Below are 18,941 nucleotides of genomic sequence, written 5' to 3'. Positions count from 1 at the left end.
GTTAAATGCTTTTTGCCACCGCAAGGTACGTCTGTGATAAATATCCCGAAAAAATCAGGAAACCAAACATCACCAAATTCAAAGTAATGAACCATGACAAAGCTTTATACCATTTTTTTCCTTTATTCTGTTTATAAAACTTACTTTTTTTCTGATAAACTTCGGTTCCCGCAAGCAGGACTCCATGGTACAGTCCATATAGAATATAATCAACGGTCAGACCATGCCACAGTCCCATGAGCAACATATTAACTATAAATCCTCCTGCGGCGGCATTTAAGCGGTTCTTAAACCATTTTCCCCTAATGGCACTCATCATAAATCGCGAGAAAACAAAATCCCTGAACCAATGGGATAATGTAATGTGCCATCTGTCCCAGAATTCCTTGATATCCTTGCTGATAAACGGCTTATTAAAGTTATCAGGGGTACAAATTCCCAGAATATAGCTTGTACCAATTGCCATAAGGCTATAGCCTGCAAAATCAAAAAACATGTATATACCGTATACATACGCATACGCAACCAAATACTGCGGTTTATATCTTCCGTCAATCATCTGAAGAATTTCAAAAGCAACAGAGGATAGGACAAACTTATACAAAAGCCCGGCCATAATCTTCCAGATTCCTTTTCCTGCCAGTTCCAAATATTCCTTCCGGCTTCTGATGTATTCCAGATCTTCCTCAAACCTTCTGCTCCTGTCTATAGGACCTGAGCTGATAGACGGAAAAAAGAGGAGGAACCCCATCGTCGGTATAAATTGGCTTCTTACGATGATACCATCATAGCTTTCAATAATAATCTGCAGCGATTTAAACGTCACATAGGATATTCCTAAAAATGAAAACCAATGCTGACCGTAAAGACCGCTCAGCTTTGAAATAACCAACGGAAGCAACGCAAGAAAGACCGCATGATGGAACATCTGCTTCACTGCTCCATACCGACGGAGAATCCACTGGTATATGGCAATGATATGCCATTCCAAAAAAGTAAAAGCACCCAGATACAACAACTCTGACGGTGTATCCTTATAGACCAGCACAAGCATAACTACGGAAATAAAAACAATGTACAGTTTTTTCTTTTTTTCCACAATTCCCATTATAAAAGCTGGTATCAGAGCAATGATCAGCACCATAAAAAATAATAAGCTATCATAAAAAGACATCACTGTATCTCCTGTAATTTTTTTCTGTCCACTTTTCCATTGTTAGTCATAGGGATAGATTCCACAAATATTATTTTTCTTGGAACCATATAGTCTGGTACGAACTTAGCCATTTCGGCTTTCACTTTTTTCATTTCCCGACGTTTATCTTCTATATTATTTTCATAAATACAGCAAGCTTTTAGATATTTAACTTTGCCATTATCTGAAACAGGAACCACAGCCGCCTTTTTTACTCCAGGCACTTTCATCAGATTTTCCTCCACATCCTCTAATTCCATCCGGTAGCCGTGAAGCTTAATCTGCAAATCAATTCTGCCGCAGTAAAACAGCATTCCATCTTTAAAATATCCCTTATCCCCTGTCCTGTATGAGCGTAAGAGATTTCCGCCCTGATCTGTTACATAAAATGCCCTGTCATTTTCTTTTTGGTTCTTGAAGTATCCTGCACTGACTGTATTTCCAGAAATGACAATTTCTCCCTTTTCCCCCTCGGGAACAATCTTCTCCCCATCCATAATGTGAATCTGAGTTCCCGGCTTCACCCTGCCTACCGGAAGGGGCTGAAACTGCCCGTTCAGCTTTGAATCTACTTTCACTTCTGTAACCGCAACAGTACTTTCTGTAGGACCGTAAGTATTGTATACCTCTGCCTTTGGAAAACGTTGCAATAATGCGCCTGCTGTCTTATTCGTTAAGGTTTCCCCACAGAATAGAAATAAGCGGAGATTTGGAATCAGTTTCTGGTTAAACGAAGGGTCTGCCAAACAAACATCGGCGAATGAAGGGGTAGAGACCCAAACATCTGCATTCGTCACGGCCAGCCGTTCAAACAGCCTTTTATACTCCTGCTGTGCTTCTTTTTCCAGAACACACAGACAGGACTCACTTGCCAGGCTCATATATAAATCCATGACTGACAAATCAAAGGAAAATGGTGCCTGATTGATAATCTTCTTATGCTGCTTCTCTATCTGCCCCAGACTAAGTGCCCACTCCGTAAAATGGTTGAGTGCCCCATAAGTAATCTGTACACCTTTTGGCACCCCTGTACTGCCTGATGTGAATATAATGTAGAAGATATCTTCTTCCCTTACATATCCCTCCGGGCTTACTTTAGTGCCCCCGTGATATGTATTATGCCTGACATCATAACAGAAATAATCCCTGTATGCACCAAACTCCTCTGATGCAAGTATTATCCTCGGCTCTACAGAATCGATAATAGCCTCCACCCTGCTTTTGGGTACACTGATATCCACAGGAACATAAGCCCTGCCTGATTTTACACATGCAATAAAACACACCATCATCCAGGGGCTTTTATGTCCATATACGATAACCGGAGTCTTATCTGTCCCACACTTGTCATTGATATATGCTGCCAGACTTTCCGACTTCTCCCATAGCTCCCGGTAAGTCAGGGTCTCTGTTTCAGAAATCATAGCAAGTCTCTCTGACACCTTGTATGTTTCTAATAAATCCAGTATTTTCATCTGTCATCTCCCATCACGTCATTATACTTCATATATGTCAAAATTTTAGAAAACGGTATTAAACAATCAGCATAGCATCTCCGAAACTAAAAAATCTGTACCGTTCCTTTACTGCCTCTTCATAAGCCGCCAGTACATGCTCTTTTCCAGCCAGCGCGGATACGAGCATGATCAGCGTAGATTCTGGCAGGTGGAAGTTTGTGATCAGGCAGTCCAGTATCTTAAACTGATATCCCGGATAGATAAAGATCTCTGTCCACCCGCTGCAAGCTTTCAGACGGCCGTTCTCATCGGCTGCTGATTCGATTGTCCGGCAGCTTGTCGTGCCTACACAGACCACCCGGCCGCCGTTATCTTTGGCACGGTTGATCTTTCCGGCCGCCTCCTCATCAATCTGATAGAATTCCGAATGCATATGGTGCTCCGTCACGTCATCTACCTTGACCGGACGGAAAGTCCCGAGTCCGACATGGAGCGTAACACGTGCAATCTCAATCCCCTTTTCCTGTATCTCCTCCAGCAGCTCCGGCGTAAAATGTAAGCCGGCCGTGGGTGCCGCAGCTGATCCTTCATGGACCGCGTATACTGTATTATATCTGTCTCTGTCCTGAAGCTGGTGAGTGATATAGGGAGGAAGTGGCATCTGTCCAAGCCGGTCGAGTATTTCCTCGAAAATACCTTCGTATTCAAAATGGATGAGCCGGTTGCCTTCTTCCACTACATTGATGACTTCTCCTACAAGCAGGCCGTCCCCGAAACTAATCCTTGTACCGGGCTTTGCTTTGCGGCCGGGTTTTACCAGAGTCTCCCAGACATCATTCTCCTTCCTTTTCAGAAGAAGTACTTCTATCTTTGCATCTGTTCCTATTTTAGAGCCTATCAGCCTTGCCGGAATCACCTTTGTATCGTTGATAACCATGCAGTCTCCCGGCCTGAGGTATTCTGTAATGTCGCGGAACATCCGGTGCTTTATTTCCCCGGTCTCCTTGTCCAGCACAAGGAGCCTTGAACCTGACCTGTCCTCCAGAGGGTCCTGGGCAATCAGTTCCTCTGGAAGGTCATAATAAAAATCACTTGTCTTCAATCTCTTTTCCTTCTTTCATCGTCAGGTTTCCTTACTGTCTCAGCTCGATTCCCATCTCTTCCAGTGCTTTCAGGATTTTCTTCATTGCCGCTGCAACATCTGCCTCTTCCAGCGTCCTGTCCTTTGCCCTGAACACAATGGAGTATGCAATGGATTTGAAGCCTGCCTTGATCTGTGCACCTTCATATAAATCGAACAGCTTATAGCTTTCCAGATAAGCTCCGCCCATTTTCTCGATAATTTCTTCTATCTGCCCTGCCAGAATGCTCTTCGGCACCACCATACTGATATCACGGGTTACTGCCGGGTATTTTGCGATACCGGTATACTTTCTGTCAAATGTGGCAAATTCCATGATTTCTGGCATATCGATCACCGCCACATAAGCACGCTCACCGATACCATAATTATCCGCCACCTCAGGATGGACTTCTCCAAGGAATCCGACAACTTTACCTTCATATATAATATTTGCCTGACGTCCCGGGTGCAGATATGGTTTGCCCGCATTCGGATCATAAGTTTCTTTCTTCTTCATACCGATCTTCTCGAAGAACTCTTCCACTACTCCCTTCATGCTGAAGAAATCGCCGTCCCCGTACATACCCAGAGTAAACTGCATGCGTTCTTCCGGAAGTTCTGTCAGCGGAAGTGTCTTCGGGAGGTAAATATTTCCCAGTTCATACAGACGCACGTCTTTATTCCTGCGGTTATAGTTTGTCGCCAGTGAAGTCAGCATTCCATTTAAGGAGGTCGTTCTCATAATACTGTAATCTTCTCCCAGCGGATTCATTATCTCAACAGTACTGCGAAGCGGAGAGTCTGCCGGAAGCAGTAATTTATCAAATACCTTCGGGCTTTCGAAGGAATAACTCATTCCCTGGCTGAAGCCACAGAACTCGGCGATGTCTCTTGCAACTTCCTCAACCCTGAGCTTGTAGGAAAGCTTTCCTGTTGTAGCCTCCCCTGTCGGAAGGGTCGTTGGAATATTATCGTATCCGTAGAATCTTGCAACTTCCTCAGCCAGGTCTGCAAGTCTGAATAAATCGTGACGGAACGTCGGTGCAATCACTTCTTTTGCTTCTGCATCATATTCCAGACCTATCTTCTCAAAATATCCCAGCATCTCCGCCTCCGGGATCTCTGTTCCGAGCAGGATATTTATCTTATCTGCATCGAACGGTACACGTACCGGTTCTTTTACTTTACCGTATACATCGACGGTTCCGCCTACCACTTCTCCTGCTCCCAGTTCTTCTACCAGCTGGCAGGCGCGGTCAATGGCAGCCTTTGCATTATTGGGATCAAGCCCTTTTTCGAACTTACCGGATGCATCAGTGCGAAGTCCGACCCTTTTACTGGATTTGCGGATATTTACACCGTCAAAGCATGCCGCCTCGAACAGCATTGTCTGCACATCATCAGTAATCATGGAATTTTCACCGCCCATGATTCCCGCAAGACCAATGGCTTTCTCACCGTCGCAGATCATGAGGACATCTTTATCCACGTTTCTTTCCTGTCCGTCCAGTGTTGTAAATTTATCGCCGTCCTGAGCAGTCTTTACTACAATCTGATGATCTGCGATCGTCTCAAGGTCATATGCATGCATCGGCTGTCCGTACTCTTCCATTACATAGTTTGTAATATCAACCAGGTTATTGATCGGGCGGATTCCTACGGAAGCCAGCCTTCTCTGCATCCACTCCGGTGAAGGCGCGATTTTGACATTCTTTACGACTCTTGCACAGTAACGCGGGCAGAGGTCCGTGTTTTCTACGGAAACCTTGATGTAGTCGTTCACGTCCTCACTGTTTCCCGTCTCTGTTACAACCGGGGGAATGAACTCTTTGCGGAAAGTAGCTGCTGCCTCCCGTGCGATTCCTATCACACTGTAGCAGTCTACACGGTTGGACGTCACTTCATATTCAAAAACGACATCGTTCAATCCCAGTGCCTCTATAGCGCTTGCCCCGATTTCGGCATCCTCCGGCATGATGTAAATTCCATTTTCCGGCGCATCCGGATACATCTCCTTTGTGGAGCCCAGTTCTTCGATAGAGCACATCATTCCAAAACTTTCAATCCCGCGCAGTTTTCCTTTTTTAATCTTAATCCCGCCCGGTGTCTTAGACCCGTCATGTCCTCCTGCGACACGTCCGCCGTCCAGTACGACCGGAACCTTGTCACCTTCGTGTACATTGCTTGCGCCTGTCACGATCTGTACAATCTCTTTGCCGACATTCACCTGGCAGATAATCAGTTTATCCGCATCCGGGTGTTTCTCAATCTTATCTATCTGTCCGATCACGATCTTGTCAAGATCGGCATCCAGTTCTTCGAACCCTTCCACCTTAGTTCCTGACAGCGTCATTGCATCTGTATACTCCTGCGCAGTCACATTTAAATCCGGAACATACGCTTTAATCCATGATAATGAAGTATTCATCTATAATTTTCCTCACTTTCTGATTCTGATCTTTCTATAATAAGTTTAGAACTGTTTCAGGAAACGGATATCATTCTCGTACAGCAGTCTCATATCATCAATCTCATATTTCAAAAGAGCGATACGTTCCAGCCCTACCCCGAATGCAAATCCTGAATATACTTCCGGGTCAATGCCGCACATCTCCAATACATGAGGGTGCACCATTCCACAGCCCAGAATCTCAATCCAGCCTGATCCCTTACAGAAACGGCATCCTTTCCCGCCGCATTTGAAGCAGCTTACGTCCACCTCGGCACTCGGCTCTGTGAACGGGAAATGATGTGGGCGGAATTTGGTCTTCGTCTCCGGCCCGAACAGCTCCTTTGCAAATACCTCAAGCGTTCCTTTTAAGTCTGCGAATGAGATATTCTTATCAATAACGAGTCCCTCTATCTGGTGGAAAGAAGGTGAATGTGTCGCGTCCACTTCATCTGAACGGAATACCCTTCCCGGCGCAATCATACGGATCGGAAGTTTCCCCTGCTCCATCACGCGTGCCTGAACCGGTGATGTCTGGGTACGCAGCACAATATCTTTATTCACATAAAATGTATCCTGCTCATCTTTCGCCGGATGGTCAGCCGGGATATTGAGCTTCTCGAAATTGTACATGTCATACTCGACTTCCGGCCCTTCTACGACTTCATATCCCATACCCACGAAGATACGCTCTACCTCTTCCAGCGCGATCGTGTTCGGATGTCTGTGTCCGACTGTATTTTTTCTGGATGGCAGTGTCACATCAATTACTTCTGCTTTCAGCTTCTCTTCCCTGATAATCTTCTCCATTTTCGTTCTGGATTCTTCCAGCACAGCCTCTATCGCGGCCCTTGTCTCATTCACAAGCTGTCCGACTTTCGGCCTCTCCTCAGCCGGCACGTCTTTCATTCCCTTCAGGACTGCCGTCAGCTCACCTTTCTTCCCAAGAAACTTTACACGCACATCATTCAGCTTCTCCGGAACATCAGATGACTGAATCTGTGCAATCGCTTCCGCTTTGATTTGCTCCAATTTTTCTTTCATGAATCATTCTCCTCTCATACTTTTCATAGAGTTTCGCTTGCGAAACTCGCGCCTGCGGCGGTCGCCTCGCGACATTTACATTATACGCCGCAGTGCGCATCCCGCCCGGAGGGCCTTTTATTTCACAGGGCTTTCCTGTGAAATAAAAAAGACTTCATCCCCAAAAGGGACGAAGTCAGATATTCGCGGTACCACCCTAATTCCCACAGCATAAGCTATGGACACTTAGTCTTGTGTAACGTACAACATACGTCATTCTCTACTCTTCACTCATTTCAAGAATGCAGCTATCGTGGGAATTTCGATTGCCATCTGAACTAAAGAAAACTTTCAGCCAGTGATTTTCTCTCTCTGATAGGAAATGGGGCTCTACTGTACACGGTTATCGCTTTTTTCTGGTCTATTATATTCTTCGAAATATATCGAATTCACGTTATTATTGTAACATACGGTTTTTGAATGTCAAGGATTTTCTCACCGAATATACGGTAACAGGGCCAGAAACCACGGATGCCAGCAGGGCTGATACAGGAAATGAGTACCAGATTCCTGATAATCCGAATATACTGCCAAGTAAAAATGTAATCGGAATAAAGCAGATCACCTGATTACACAGCACTAGAAACAGAGAAAGCAGCTTCTTCCCAACCGCCTGAAAATATGCCGACTGGATATTTAAAAGACCATTCAGTATCATTCCTGCATTCGTGAGTTTTAAAACAGTACTTCCCAGCTTCAGGATGCCTTCATCTGTTGTGAAGAGACGAAGGATCTGACTGGAAAACAGCAGGATCACAAGATATCCAAAAGCCCCGTACAGGACCGCAAGTATCGAAGATTTTTTCAACGTTTCGGCTATCCTTACCGGTTTTCCGGCACCATTACTGTAACCTATAATGGGCTGTATCCCCTGGACAAGTCCCATGACAGGAAAAAGAAAAAGGGTATTAACCCTGCTTACAATTCCATATGTACTGATCGGCAGATCACCGCCATATTTTCTCAAAAACTGGTTCACGATGATGATAGATATGCTGTATCCTGACATCTGCAGAAAGGATGGTATTCCAATCAATATGACTTCCCTGATGATGTCTTTATCCGGTATAAAATCTTTCACTGAAAACTTCAGACAGCTTTTGCCGGACAGGAAAAAGTAATAAATGCTCATGAACATGGAAATTGCCTGTGCCATTACGGTTCCGGCCGCCGCTCCAATAACCCCCATGCGAAGTCCAAAGATAAACAGTATATCCAGTAAAATATTAGCAGACATAGGTATCACCCAGATATACATTGCATATCTGCTGCTCCCCTCCGCACGGATCAGACTGGAAAAACCAGTGCTGGTCACGGCTCCCGCCAGTATGATCCGGGTATAGCTTTTGGCATAAGGAAGCAGGGTATCCGTCACACCCATAGCATACAAAAACTGTTCCAGAAAGCAAAGGCCAAGGATGGTCACCAGAATTGCAGTTATATAAAACAGTAAAAAGGTATTTGCCGCCGTTTTAGTGGCTTTTTCGTAATCCTTCCGGCCAAATGCCCGTGACATCACAGATGCCGCCCCGCTGCCCAGCGTCGAGGAAACTGCTGACAGAAAGAGGAAAAGGGGGAACGAGACAGCCACACCACCTACGGCACTGCTCCCCGCACCTCTTGAAATAAAAATGGTATCAAACAGATTATAAAGGTTATACGCCATAACCCCGATGATGGAAGGGACAGACATTTTTCTTATTAACGTACTAACCGGGGCATTTTCCAAAAGAGCCTGATTATCATTCGTCTCCATAGGTGCCTCACTGTCCGAGTGCTTTCAGGCACTTCCTGATCTGGTATTTTGCCCACATCCCCTGTATTCTGGAATACGGGAAATCATAGCGGAATGTCTCAGCAGCCATAATCACTGTGATATACAGACGGTAGAGCTGATATCTTACTGCATCTGCTTCGCTATAGGCATCCTTTCCGGCTGCCTTCAGATACCCTTCCAGAAATGCTTTTTCTTTCCGAATATCATCGGTAAATACAAATGCCGTCGGAAAATCGGCGATGGGGTCTCCCCAGAACGCTCGCTCGAAGTCGAGAATCCCTTCGATGACATATTCGTCCCCGCATTTTTTCACGAAAACATTTCCTTCATGGCAGTCATACTCCACAAGCGCCGGAGTCAGAAGTTCGTCCAGATATCCGGCATTGTTTCTTAAAGCCGCTTCTATTTTCCCATATGGAATCCTGACCTGATGTTCCCTTGCATCTTCCAAAATCTGCTGAAACATCCGAAAAAATGCTTTCCTCCATGTAGGATACTGCTTTTTGGTATCTTCGCTGAAATAACCAAAATAAGGTCCCTTGATCTCATGGAGCTGTGCCAGATATCCTGCAAGTTCAGCCTGAATCTTATTCAGATTCTCCTTTGTCATTTTCTTTTTTGCTTTTTGCAGAGTCACTCCGGTTAATGTACTCATGAAGAAATAATTGCTCTTTATATGTTCTTTACTAAAATCACAGGCCAGTACTGACGGTACGGGCACTGTAGTCTTCTCCCTGATCATCCGGTAACATTCGACTTCTGTAGGCATGACGTCCTGCTCATAGGTCAGCAGAGTTGTTCCGGGGATGACTCCGACCTTTAATACAATACTATCCTTTTCATGGAGACGGTGGATCAGGTAGATAGAATTGAACATACCGCCTTTTAATTCCTCAATGCCGCCCACTTCACAGGAACTGCCAAAATTCACCTTAACAAGATGTTTGATTTCATCCTCGGTTAACAGATTCTTTGTTTTACTCTTCATTCACGCGTGACCTCCTTATGCTTGTCTAAATGCAGTATGCATAGACAATATCACGGAAGGTATGTAAAAACAATTTTCCCAAAGGACACCTTTTTTTCCTGAAAGGACATGTTAGCTCACCGGTCCCCGGTATAACTTTCGATACGCCGCAGGAGTCATATGAAATACATGCACAAATCTTTTATAAAAACCGGAAGTACTCTTATATCCGATCACTCCCGCAACCTCCTCTACCGGAATGTCCGACCCGTTCAAAAGCGATGCCGCCTCCTCAATGCGGATCCGCCAGAGAATATCTGAAAAAGTCCCGCCTGTTGAATCCGCGATCTTTCGGCGCAGCTGTCTCCCGCTGTATCCAACGTGACGGGCCAGATCCTCAAAATTCGCAGTACATATATTCTGCCGGATATAAGAACAAACCTCATGGAAAATACTGTCCTCTGCTTTTTCAAGACTGCTCCGGCCAAGTGCAATAAGCAAAAGCTGGAGGAGATTCTTGATTGCCGGAATCCTGTAAGAGGTTCCCCAATAGGTTTCATGCAAAAGATCATCCACCAGCCGTTTGATTACATGACTTGTCTCAGTACTATTATAAAATATATAGAATTCATTTTTTTTCAGAAGCATTTCCGGCAGTCCGGTTTCCTCATCTGCAAGTTCACCATCTTCCGCCTGCAGATTATGAAGAAACGTTTTCATCATAGGAACCGGTACAATAATTTTCAAAACAATATCCCCAGCCCCGCAGGGAAGCATGGTATGGACCATACCCGGAGTCAGGATGCACAAGTCTCCCTCATGAAGTTCTATCCGCCGCGGACTGCCTGGCAGCATCTGCCCGCCTGCCCCCTGCCACACATAGATTATTTCATAAAAATCATGGCTGTGGTAATAGGGAAGAAGACAGGATGTATGCTTTCTCATGCTGAATTCCGCTGAAATCCTGACCAGTGACTCGTTAATTGAAAACTCTAACAGTTCCGCCTGTGTATATGGTATGTGATTCTGAATCATCGGGATCAGCTGTTTTGCATTGCCAAATTCTTCACTCACTGAATTCTCAAGACTCTCTGTCATCCTGTACAGGTCTTCCGTTTCCTGCCTTGCAAACTCTGCTATGAGCCTTTTATCCATAAGATCACAAACCCCTTTCCTTTCGTGCACACTTTTTCGCATATCTTACGATCTGCCACTGGCGCCTTTACCTGCTCCCGTATCCTTCCAGCAGTGCATTCAGTTCCCCTCCCAGAAGGATGACATACATACAGAAATACAGCCACAGCATAATCAGTATAATCGTTGTGAGGCTCCCGTACATACTGGAAAAACCTGTAAATATATCCAGATATACAGAAAACACGAAAGATATCAGCAGCCAGCCACACGAAGTAAACACAGCTCCCGGAAGCTGCTGCTTCATCGTCGTCTTCGAAAGGTTCGTCCTGTTCGGCAGGAACTTATACACCAGATCCCAGAAAAGTGTCAGGACGACCAGCGTCAGCAGTGTCCTGATCCGTATGATAAGATCCATGATCTTTGTCAGCACCGGCGCATGTTTATAGACAAATAAACTGATGCTGTTGCCAAATACAGACAGCGTCAGGGAGAGTACAATTGCAAGAATAAATATAACAGTGTAAAAAGATGCCCTGAACCGGAGATATATATAATTTCTAGTCTCTGTATTTTCATAAATCAGGTTCAGTCCTGACGTCATGGAAAGTACTCCCTTCCCCGCAGACCACAGGGCCACGATGATCGTTATCGGGATCACACTGCCGGACTGTGCGTAAACCTGATCCACAATGGATACGATAAGCCCTTCCACCGAGCTTGGAAACACTTGTGTCACCGCCTCCATCACATCCGGCCGGGTCACAGGGGTAAACTGGACGAGCGTCAGCAGCAATAATATAGTAGGGATTAAGGAAAGTACAAAAAAATAAGCCGCCTGTGCCGCATACGCCCCTGTATGGTGTGAACCTACTATACGTGCCAGTGAACTCACTTTTCCAAAAGTCTTCTTCATTCTTCCCTTCACCCCGCTCTTTTTGACCTTTTAACATGTCTTACACATTTATAAAAGAAATATTTCAAATCATACCATAAAGAGGAAATTTATTCAAGTCTGACCGCATTCTGGTCTGTTCAAACCGTGCCATAATGTTACTGTTCTCTTACAAGTATAACCGCGGTCTTCCCTGTATATGAGCAAAAGCCTCAAAAAGCTGTAAATTGGATAAAAAGAAAAGACAGCTGCACGCTGACAGCTGTCTTTATCTTTAGTAAGTTTCCCCAAAATGCCGGTCCTGTATTTTGACTCCTAGCCGCAGCTAGGTGGGCAACCGCATCTGCTTTTCTGTCTTCCACTGCTAATCGGAGGCCTGACATATTACAGAAATATAAGAATCCCGTTTAAAGTATTGTAGGTTCAAAATAACAGGGTTATCGAACATTCCAGGTTTTCTCTAAATGTATTATACCCCATTTAAATAAATTTTACAACTGGTATTGAATCCTAATTTTATTTCTCACATGCCGCGTGCATTTTCTACTATTATATGGTATAGTTATTTTTATACCCAAAACGTGCCGGGCATACTGTCAGGCGCGTATACTTATCTGATAAAGGAGTCATAGTTTATGAAAATGAATGAGTTAAAACTAGTCTATTTCAGCCCGACAGGCACCACTCGCAAGGTCATCATGGAGGCTGCCAGAAATATCGATTTAAAGTCCGTCTCCTTCGACCTCACGGTGCACAAGGAAAAGAAACCTGTGCTGCAGTTCAAAAAAAATGATTTCGTAATTTTCGGTATTCCGGTATATGGTGGTCGTGTCCCCCAGACGTTTCTGGAATACTTTGACACACTCAAAGGTGATAACACCCCGGCCGCATTGATGGCTACATACGGATGCCGGGAATACGAGGACGCACTTCTGGAGTTAAAGACTGAGGTGGAGAACCGTGGATTCAAGGTAATTGGGGCCGGTGCTTTCCCTGTGGAGCACTCTATCGTACGTTCGATCGGTCTTAGCCGTCCAAACAAATCCGATATGAAGATCATAGCCGACTTTGGCATCCAGCTGAACAGACGCCTGAAACAGGGGGAATCTTTTGACGGCTTCAACATTCAGGTGCCCGGAAACTCTCCTTACAGAAAGTACAGCCGTACTCCCCTTTATCCGAAGACAGATGTGAGCCGTTGTACTGAATGCGGAGCCTGTGCAAAGTCCTGTCCATCCGGTGCGATTTCCTCAGCAGACCCGAAGAAGACTAATAACAAGAAATGTATCTCATGTCTGAAATGTGTGCGCGGCTGCAAACAAAAAGCAAGATATGTCAATAAATTTAAACTGAAAATGGCTCAGAGAAAGCTCACAAAAGTCTGCCAGAATGATAAAGCAGCAGACATCTTCCTGTAAAAAGAATTTCCGCCAGACTCTCTGCCCGCGGGAATAAGCAAAAGACCGGCCCGGCTAATGGAATGATTCGTCCATAAAGCCGGGCCGGTCTTTTATCTGGCTGCGTGAATGGAGAATGTTTGGTCACGCAGCCAATTTGTTTATTAGTTTAATTCGTCAACAACTTTCTGGATTGCTGCAAGTGCATCCTCAGGAAGCTTGTCATATCCTTCTTTTGCTGTCTCGAATGCTTTGATCTCGTTTACACGGTCATTCATGCGGGCTTTCAGCTGTCCAACATACTCTGGGTCGTTCATATCCGGAACGAATCCTTCCCAATCCATGATCTCGATGTCTGAAATTGGTCCCCACTGGTGGAACTCAGCCTTCTTCTCAACGATTGCTTCCAGAATTCCAAGTGTATCCTTTGGCTGTACTTTCTTGCCCATGAAGTCTCCTGTGTTGATGATGTAGCAGTCTACATTCTTCTCTTCAACCAGTTTTTTGAACTTCTCATAGTCATTAACCAGAGGATAGGTTCTGAATGGGTTAGCGTAAGGTACAACTACCAGCTTGTTCGGGTCTACGCCAGGAGCAAGTCTCTCTGCTGTAGATCTCTTAGTAGCAAGTGTAGCACCCATGACTGATGCAAGGGAAGATCCTTTTAACTTAACTACCGGCGGGATTGTCGGGTCTTTCATGATCCAGAAGATTGCATTTACAGGAGCGTCAATCTTATCTACACGGTTAGGTGACCATAATTTAGACTTGATAGCACGTCCGTTACCATTTCTGATATCTTCTGTTACTAACTGGATCTTTCCGTCTTCATCAAGTGTTGCTGAGCAGTTCTGGGCTGTCAGTAAGTACTTGTTGTCTTCGCATCCTGTCGGATAATCCTGAGTCTTATCAAAATATGTCGGCTCAATCGCGATAGATGCACATGTATCTGTGTTGATGATGAAAGCATCATCATGAAGAACTTTGATCTCATACTTTCCATCATGCTTAGCATGTGTAATTGTAGACTTACCTGATCCTGACAGACCATATACAGATGCAACATATTTGCTTCCGTCAGCAAGTGTATATTCTTTCTGTCCGCCGTGGCATGAAGCATACCCGTTACGGTTAGCAATTGCCCATACCATTGTAAGTGTACCTTTTTTATGCTCTCCGAAGTATCTCATACCAAGGATGCATGCACAGTTTGTATCTGTGTTGAAGTAGCAAAGGGTCTGCGGGTCGCTTAAGCAGCTGTAGTCAACTCCCGGATGAGAAACCGGTGCCCACTGCGGGTCTGAGAAGATGTAGATGTCTGGTTCTTTTCCTTCGCCGACAGCTACAGAATCTCTGTACATCTTTACATAGTCATCTGACATGTACTGGAAGTTCAGCATCCAGGAATACATGATGTTCTCTTCGCCTTCCGGAATCAGGAGGTGTACTTTTACCATGAATTCAGGATCAAGTCCTGCATATACAGTTGCATGATACAGCTTTTTGTAACGTGCGCTGTAGATTGCATCCATAGCCACTTTGTCCAATTTCTCACAGTCTACTCCCGGCTCACCTGCGATGCGGCGTGCTGCTGCGTAGCGTCCTGTGATGGCACCATCGTTGAATAAAAGAACTTTAGCGTCTGCATCAAGGCCAAATTCTTCGCCTCTGTATACAGGCATATCGGTTACGATTGTTCCCGGAGAATTCTTTGCAAGGTTATAAGCCTCTTTTAATGTGTTAACTGGAACTACGTTGTTTCCGTAAAATGCTGCTTCAATAATAGATCTTGTCTTTGAAAATCCTGGTTTGCCTTTTCCAATTTCACTAATTGGATAATATGCTTTAGTTGACATAGTGTTAATTTCCTCCTTCAAATCGAAATTTGTTCAATTATCTCATGTTTATATTGAAAAGTCAATACTTTTACTGAAAGTTATATTGCCCATAGTTTCATTTATGCGTGCTAATACTTGAAAAAGAGTAAAAAAGAACGTGAAAATGCAAGTTCTATTTTTCATTCCTGCATTTTCACGTTGTTTATTTATCTTTTTCTTGATATTTTATTACTTTTCAGAGATTATTCTGCAACTTCCTTGTTAAATGTTTCACTAATACACTTTTTCAACGCTGACTAAAAATATTTATTTTTCAGCTTCGTCGTGTATACCATAAACCAGATCAGTACGACGAAAAATACCGCCATAGCAATCAAATCGAGTATCCTGACTGGTGTAACATAAAAATGAATTGCGTCAATCGCTCCATACAAGGTTGTGATAACCCCTAAAACCAATACGGCCGGTACTGCCTTCTGCATATACGCACTCTTATCCTTGCAGTCCCGCTCGGTGAAATTCTTGCCAAGCAGGAGCACTTCGTTGATATGGCCGTCTTTTTTCATCTTCGCCCACGCGTAAAGACTATATACGCCACAGCATAATATCAGAATACTAATTGCACCAAACATGCTGTCCATAGATTACACCTCTACTCCCAGAATTTCCTTCACGGTTTCTTTCATCTTATCAGCGTCACATTCCATAGTGTGGAGAATCTCTGCATTGCGGATTTCCTCGATGGCTGCCGGAACTTCGACCCCAGATACCTTCTCCAGTTCATCAATCAGTGCAAATTCATCCAGCTCGTCATAAGAGCTGTCAATCGCAGTCATCACACTTCTTGCAAACTTGTACGGGCTTGCCGTAGACGCAATCAGCTGCTTACGCTGATCGCCGCTGCTTTCCCTGTAAGCCCTGCATACATGCGCAGCCACTGCCGTGTGGGTATCCATCACATAGCCCGTGGAACGGTAAGTTCCAGAGATTGTCTCTTTCGTCTCCTCTTCTGTTGCATAGCCGCCTTCAAAATCCTTCAGTTTTTCTTTCATCTCAGGAGTAATCTCATACACGCCTTCTGTCTTCAGCTTATTCATAAATTCTGCATTCTTCACAGCATCATTTCCTGCAATTGCATAAATCAGACGCTCCAGATTGCTGGAAATCAGAATATCCATTGACGGAGAAGAAGTGAGGACGAACTCACGGTTCCTGTCATAGGTTCCTGTGCGGAAGAAATCAAACAGTACTTTGTTTTCGTTGGATGCACAGATCAGTTTTGCGATCGGTACCCCCATCTGCTTTGCATAATATGCCGCAAGAATATTACCGAAGTTTCCTGTCGGGACAGTCACATTGATCTGTTCTCCCGCCTCGATCTCCTCGTTTAGCAGGAGTTTCGCGTATGCATACACATAATAAACCACCTGCGGAACGAGCCGTCCGATATTGATTGAATTAGCGGATGAAAACTGGTATCCCGCCTGACACAGTTCTTTTTCCAGTTCTTTATCTTCAAAGAGAGCCTTCACACCGCTCTGGGCGTTGTCGAAGTTTCCGTGGATAGCCACTACAGAAGTATTCTTTCCCTTCTGTGTTACCATCTGGAGTTCCTGCACCCTGCTTACGCCGTCCTTCGGGTAAAACACAATAATCTTCGTACCCGGTACATCTGCGAATCCTGCAAGCGCCGCTTTTCCCGTATCACCGGACGTAGCGGTAAGGATCACGATATCCTTCGTCACATGATTCTTCTTAGCGGCCGTCGTGAGCAGATGCGGGAGAATAGACAGAGCCATATCCTTGAATGCAATCGTAGCCCCGTGGAATAATTCCAGATGATAGGTATCTCCCACTTTTACAAGCGGAGCGATCACTTCTGTATCAAACTTCTCATCATATGCGCTGTTAATACAATGTCTCAGTTCTTCTTCCGTGTAATCCGTCAGGAACTGTTTCATGACCGCATATGCTGTGTCCTGATAGCTCATGTCTTTCAGGTCGTCCATTGTTACATCCAGTTTTGGAATGCTTGTCGGTACAAACAGCCCGCCGTCTTCAGCCAGACCCTTTAATACGGCTTCGGAAGCTGTTACTGTCTTACTGGCATCCCTTGTACTTTTGTATAATAGATTCATTCTTCTACCCTCTTTATTCTTTTCTTCACTTTGTTACTGCACTGCATTATAACACAAGTTGCCTCTATATTCAAGAAAAACAAAGGCGGGGCATCCGCTCTGCATACCGCTGACGCACAGACCGGATGCCCACAAAAAATTCCTGTACACACCCGGGCATGTACAGGAATTTTTCTTAATTCTGTTTCCGCAGAAAGATGAATAAAACTCCGCTGGCCGCCATCAGCATTGGATAAAACAGGTACGGCATGATGTGGAACGGCGTCAGCCCTGTCAGGCTGGCTGCTGACAACAGCTGTGCCCCGTAAGGAATCATCCCCTGTCCTACCGACGTAAAGATATCCAGAAGTGATGCCGAGCGTTTGGGGGTGATTTCGAACTCATCGCTGATTTCTTTAGCGATAGGGCCTGCCATCACGATCGCCACGGTATTGTTCGCAGTACACAAATCTACAAACAAAGCCAGAAGAGCGATTCCGAGTTCTCCGCCGCGTTTTCCCCTGATGCGGCTTTTTATGAGATTCAGGATAAACTGGATCCCTCCGTATTCTTTCACGAGTGAAACAATGCAGGCAACGATAATGGATATCACCGTAATATCGTACATCGACGTTACCCCGCTGCCTACCACGGTAAAGATTTCAGGCAGGGCTATACTGCCTGTCGCTACTCCTACAATCAGGGAAACCACAGTCCCTCCGATCAGGACTAAAAAGACATTGATTCCCAGCAGTGCCCCGACCAGAACGAGGATATAGGGCAGTACCTTCCACAGATTGTAATCCATCGTTGATGTAACCTCAAGCTGTACATTCCGCGTGATCCCCCAGAATATCAGTATAGTAATAACTGCCGCCGGCAGCACAATCAGGAAATTCGCCTTGAACTTGTCCTTCATCTCACATCCCTGGGTCTTGACTGCCGCGATTGTGGTATCCGAAATCATAGACAGATTGTCACCGAACATTGCTCCGCATACGACTGCACCAATGCAGATGGCAAGCGCAAATCCGGTCTGTTTCGATATCTCTACGGCAATCGGGGCAAGTGCCGCAATCGTTCCCATTGAAGTTCCCATTGAAATGGAGATAAAGCACCCGATCACGAACAGGCCGACAATGGCAACGCGAGCCGGGAGGATCGAGAGCCCAAAGTTAACTGTACTCTCTACACCACCTGCCGCAGTCACCGCACCGGAAAATCCTCCCGCGCACAGGAAAATGAGGCTCATCGTTATGATGTTCTCCTCCCCCGCACCTCCTGCTATCACCTTCAGTTTTTCCCCGAAACTTAACTTTCTGTTCTGTAAAAATGCTACGAAAAGGGCGATTAAGAAACCAACAATCGCCGGCATTGCATAGAAATCCTTTGTTATGATTCCTGCTCCCAGAAAAATCACAAGGAACACTGCAATGGGAAGCAGGGCAATGGCCCTGCCCTTTACGTTTTCTGTTGTTGTACTCTCCTGTCTCATTCCATATCCTCTCT

General features: G+C 45.0%; 14 protein-coding genes, 1 other RNA gene and 1 other annotated feature. Of the genes, 1 reads left to right on the top strand and 14 read right to left on the bottom strand.

The window, feature by feature from the left end; all coding sequences use genetic code 11:
- Nucleotide 1 precedes the first annotated feature (1 nt).
- From dltB to ssrS, 10 genes are all read right to left on the bottom strand, one after another.
- A complete protein-coding gene (gene dltB, locus ABIN22_RS08145; protein WP_346907848.1) occupies nt 2-1,174 on the bottom strand; it encodes a D-alanyl-lipoteichoic acid biosynthesis protein DltB in 1,173 nt (390 codons plus the stop codon).
- Nucleotides 1,174-2,670: a D-alanine--poly(phosphoribitol) ligase subunit DltA gene (gene dltA, locus ABIN22_RS08140; protein ID WP_118620805.1), complete on the bottom strand. Its 1,497-nt coding sequence runs from the start codon at nt 2,668-2,670 to the stop codon at nt 1,174-1,176. Before dltA ends, dltB begins: the two co-directional genes overlap by 1 nt.
- Before the next feature lie 58 nt (nt 2,671-2,728).
- On the bottom strand, nt 2,729-3,754 hold the full coding sequence (gene queA / locus ABIN22_RS08135; RefSeq protein ID WP_346907846.1) for a tRNA preQ1(34) S-adenosylmethionine ribosyltransferase-isomerase QueA: 1,026 nt from the start codon (nt 3,752-3,754) through the stop codon (nt 2,729-2,731).
- A gap of 31 nt (nt 3,755-3,785) precedes the next feature.
- A complete protein-coding gene (gene pheT / locus ABIN22_RS08130; RefSeq protein ID WP_346907844.1) occupies nt 3,786-6,203 on the bottom strand; it encodes a phenylalanine--tRNA ligase subunit beta in 2,418 nt (805 codons plus the stop codon).
- Between the two features lie 45 nt (nt 6,204-6,248).
- Complete coding sequence (pheS, locus tag ABIN22_RS08125; protein ID WP_109732115.1) at nt 6,249-7,268, bottom strand: phenylalanine--tRNA ligase subunit alpha; 1,020 nt, start codon at nt 7,266-7,268, stop codon at nt 6,249-6,251.
- 162 nt (nt 7,269-7,430) lie between these two features.
- Nucleotides 7,431-7,663, bottom strand: a binding site (T-box leader).
- 41 nt (nt 7,664-7,704) lie between these two features.
- Entirely contained in the window at nt 7,705-9,063 is a 1,359-nt protein-coding gene (locus tag ABIN22_RS08120; protein WP_346907841.1) for an MATE family efflux transporter, read from the bottom strand.
- A gap of 7 nt (nt 9,064-9,070) precedes the next feature.
- Complete coding sequence (locus tag ABIN22_RS08115; protein ID WP_118620809.1) at nt 9,071-10,072, bottom strand: phosphotransferase family protein; 1,002 nt, start codon at nt 10,070-10,072, stop codon at nt 9,071-9,073.
- 111 nt (nt 10,073-10,183) lie between these two features.
- Nucleotides 10,184-11,206 carry an AraC family transcriptional regulator gene (locus tag ABIN22_RS08110; RefSeq protein ID WP_182440711.1) on the bottom strand — a complete coding sequence of 341 codons (1,023 nt, stop codon included), beginning with the start codon at nt 11,204-11,206 and terminating at the stop codon, nt 10,184-10,186.
- A 67-nt stretch (nt 11,207-11,273) separates the two neighbouring features.
- Nucleotides 11,274-12,101: a YihY/virulence factor BrkB family protein gene (locus ABIN22_RS08105; protein ID WP_181368750.1), complete on the bottom strand. Its 828-nt coding sequence runs from the start codon at nt 12,099-12,101 to the stop codon at nt 11,274-11,276.
- A 259-nt stretch (nt 12,102-12,360) separates the two neighbouring features.
- A non-coding RNA gene (gene ssrS / locus ABIN22_RS08100) (6S RNA) lies at nt 12,361-12,539 on the bottom strand.
- 176 nt (nt 12,540-12,715) lie between these two features.
- On the opposite strand from ssrS, the gene ABIN22_RS08095 reads away from it, so the two are divergent.
- The gene (locus ABIN22_RS08095) at nt 12,716-13,498 is read left to right on the top strand and encodes a 4Fe-4S binding protein (protein WP_346907838.1); all 783 of its coding nucleotides are present in this window, start codon (nt 12,716-12,718) and stop codon (nt 13,496-13,498) included.
- A gap of 143 nt (nt 13,499-13,641) precedes the next feature.
- Here the strand turns inward: ABIN22_RS08095 and ABIN22_RS08090 are convergent, their stop codons facing one another.
- From ABIN22_RS08090 to ABIN22_RS08075, 4 genes are all read right to left on the bottom strand, one after another.
- On the bottom strand, nt 13,642-15,333 hold the full coding sequence (locus ABIN22_RS08090; protein WP_109732109.1) for a phosphoenolpyruvate carboxykinase (ATP): 1,692 nt from the start codon (nt 15,331-15,333) through the stop codon (nt 13,642-13,644).
- A 278-nt stretch (nt 15,334-15,611) separates the two neighbouring features.
- Complete coding sequence (locus ABIN22_RS08085) at nt 15,612-15,956, bottom strand: hypothetical protein (RefSeq protein ID WP_109732108.1); 345 nt, start codon at nt 15,954-15,956, stop codon at nt 15,612-15,614.
- 3 nt (nt 15,957-15,959) lie between these two features.
- Entirely contained in the window at nt 15,960-17,453 is a 1,494-nt protein-coding gene (thrC, locus tag ABIN22_RS08080) for a threonine synthase (RefSeq protein WP_346907836.1), read from the bottom strand.
- A 175-nt stretch (nt 17,454-17,628) separates the two neighbouring features.
- Nucleotides 17,629-18,927, bottom strand: coding sequence for a Na+/H+ antiporter NhaC family protein (locus ABIN22_RS08075; RefSeq protein ID WP_346907834.1), 1,299 nt, complete (start codon nt 18,925-18,927; stop codon nt 17,629-17,631).
- Nucleotides 18,928-18,941: the final 14 nt, after the last annotated feature.

It is taken from the genome of Faecalicatena orotica (assembly GCF_905197545.1).
GTDB lineage: Bacteria > Bacillota > Clostridia > Lachnospirales > Lachnospiraceae > Faecalicatena_A > Faecalicatena_A orotica.
Note: the sequence above shows the minus strand (reverse complement) of the source record. Positions and strands in the feature narration are given on the sequence as shown.

Excerpts from the sequence above, each read along its gene's own strand:
- dltB (WP_346907848.1), bottom strand. The coding sequence starts at position 1,174 with ATGTCTTTTTATGATAGCTTATTATTTTTTATGGTGCTGATCATTGCT.
- dltA (WP_118620805.1), bottom strand. The coding sequence starts at position 2,670 with ATGAAAATACTGGATTTATTAGAAACATACAAGGTGTCAGAGAGACTT.
- pheT (WP_346907844.1), bottom strand. The coding sequence starts at position 6,203 with ATGAATACTTCATTATCATGGATTAAAGCGTATGTTCCGGATTTAAAT.
- pheS (WP_109732115.1), bottom strand. The coding sequence starts at position 7,268 with ATGAAAGAAAAATTGGAGCAAATCAAAGCGGAAGCGATTGCACAGATT.
- ABIN22_RS08120 (WP_346907841.1), bottom strand. The coding sequence starts at position 9,063 with ATGGAGACGAATGATAATCAGGCTCTTTTGGAAAATGCCCCGGTTAGT.
- ABIN22_RS08115 (WP_118620809.1), bottom strand. The coding sequence starts at position 10,072 with ATGAAGAGTAAAACAAAGAATCTGTTAACCGAGGATGAAATCAAACAT.
- ABIN22_RS08110 (WP_182440711.1), bottom strand. The coding sequence starts at position 11,206 with ATGGATAAAAGGCTCATAGCAGAGTTTGCAAGGCAGGAAACGGAAGAC.
- ABIN22_RS08105 (WP_181368750.1), bottom strand. The coding sequence starts at position 12,101 with ATGAAGAAGACTTTTGGAAAAGTGAGTTCACTGGCACGTATAGTAGGT.
- ABIN22_RS08095 (WP_346907838.1), top strand. The coding sequence starts at position 12,716 with ATGAAAATGAATGAGTTAAAACTAGTCTATTTCAGCCCGACAGGCACC.
- ABIN22_RS08090 (WP_109732109.1), bottom strand. The coding sequence starts at position 15,333 with ATGTCAACTAAAGCATATTATCCAATTAGTGAAATTGGAAAAGGCAAA.
- ABIN22_RS08085 (WP_109732108.1), bottom strand. The coding sequence starts at position 15,956 with ATGGACAGCATGTTTGGTGCAATTAGTATTCTGATATTATGCTGTGGC.
- thrC (WP_346907836.1), bottom strand. The coding sequence starts at position 17,453 with ATGAATCTATTATACAAAAGTACAAGGGATGCCAGTAAGACAGTAACA.
- ABIN22_RS08075 (WP_346907834.1), bottom strand. The coding sequence starts at position 18,927 with ATGAGACAGGAGAGTACAACAACAGAAAACGTAAAGGGCAGGGCCATT.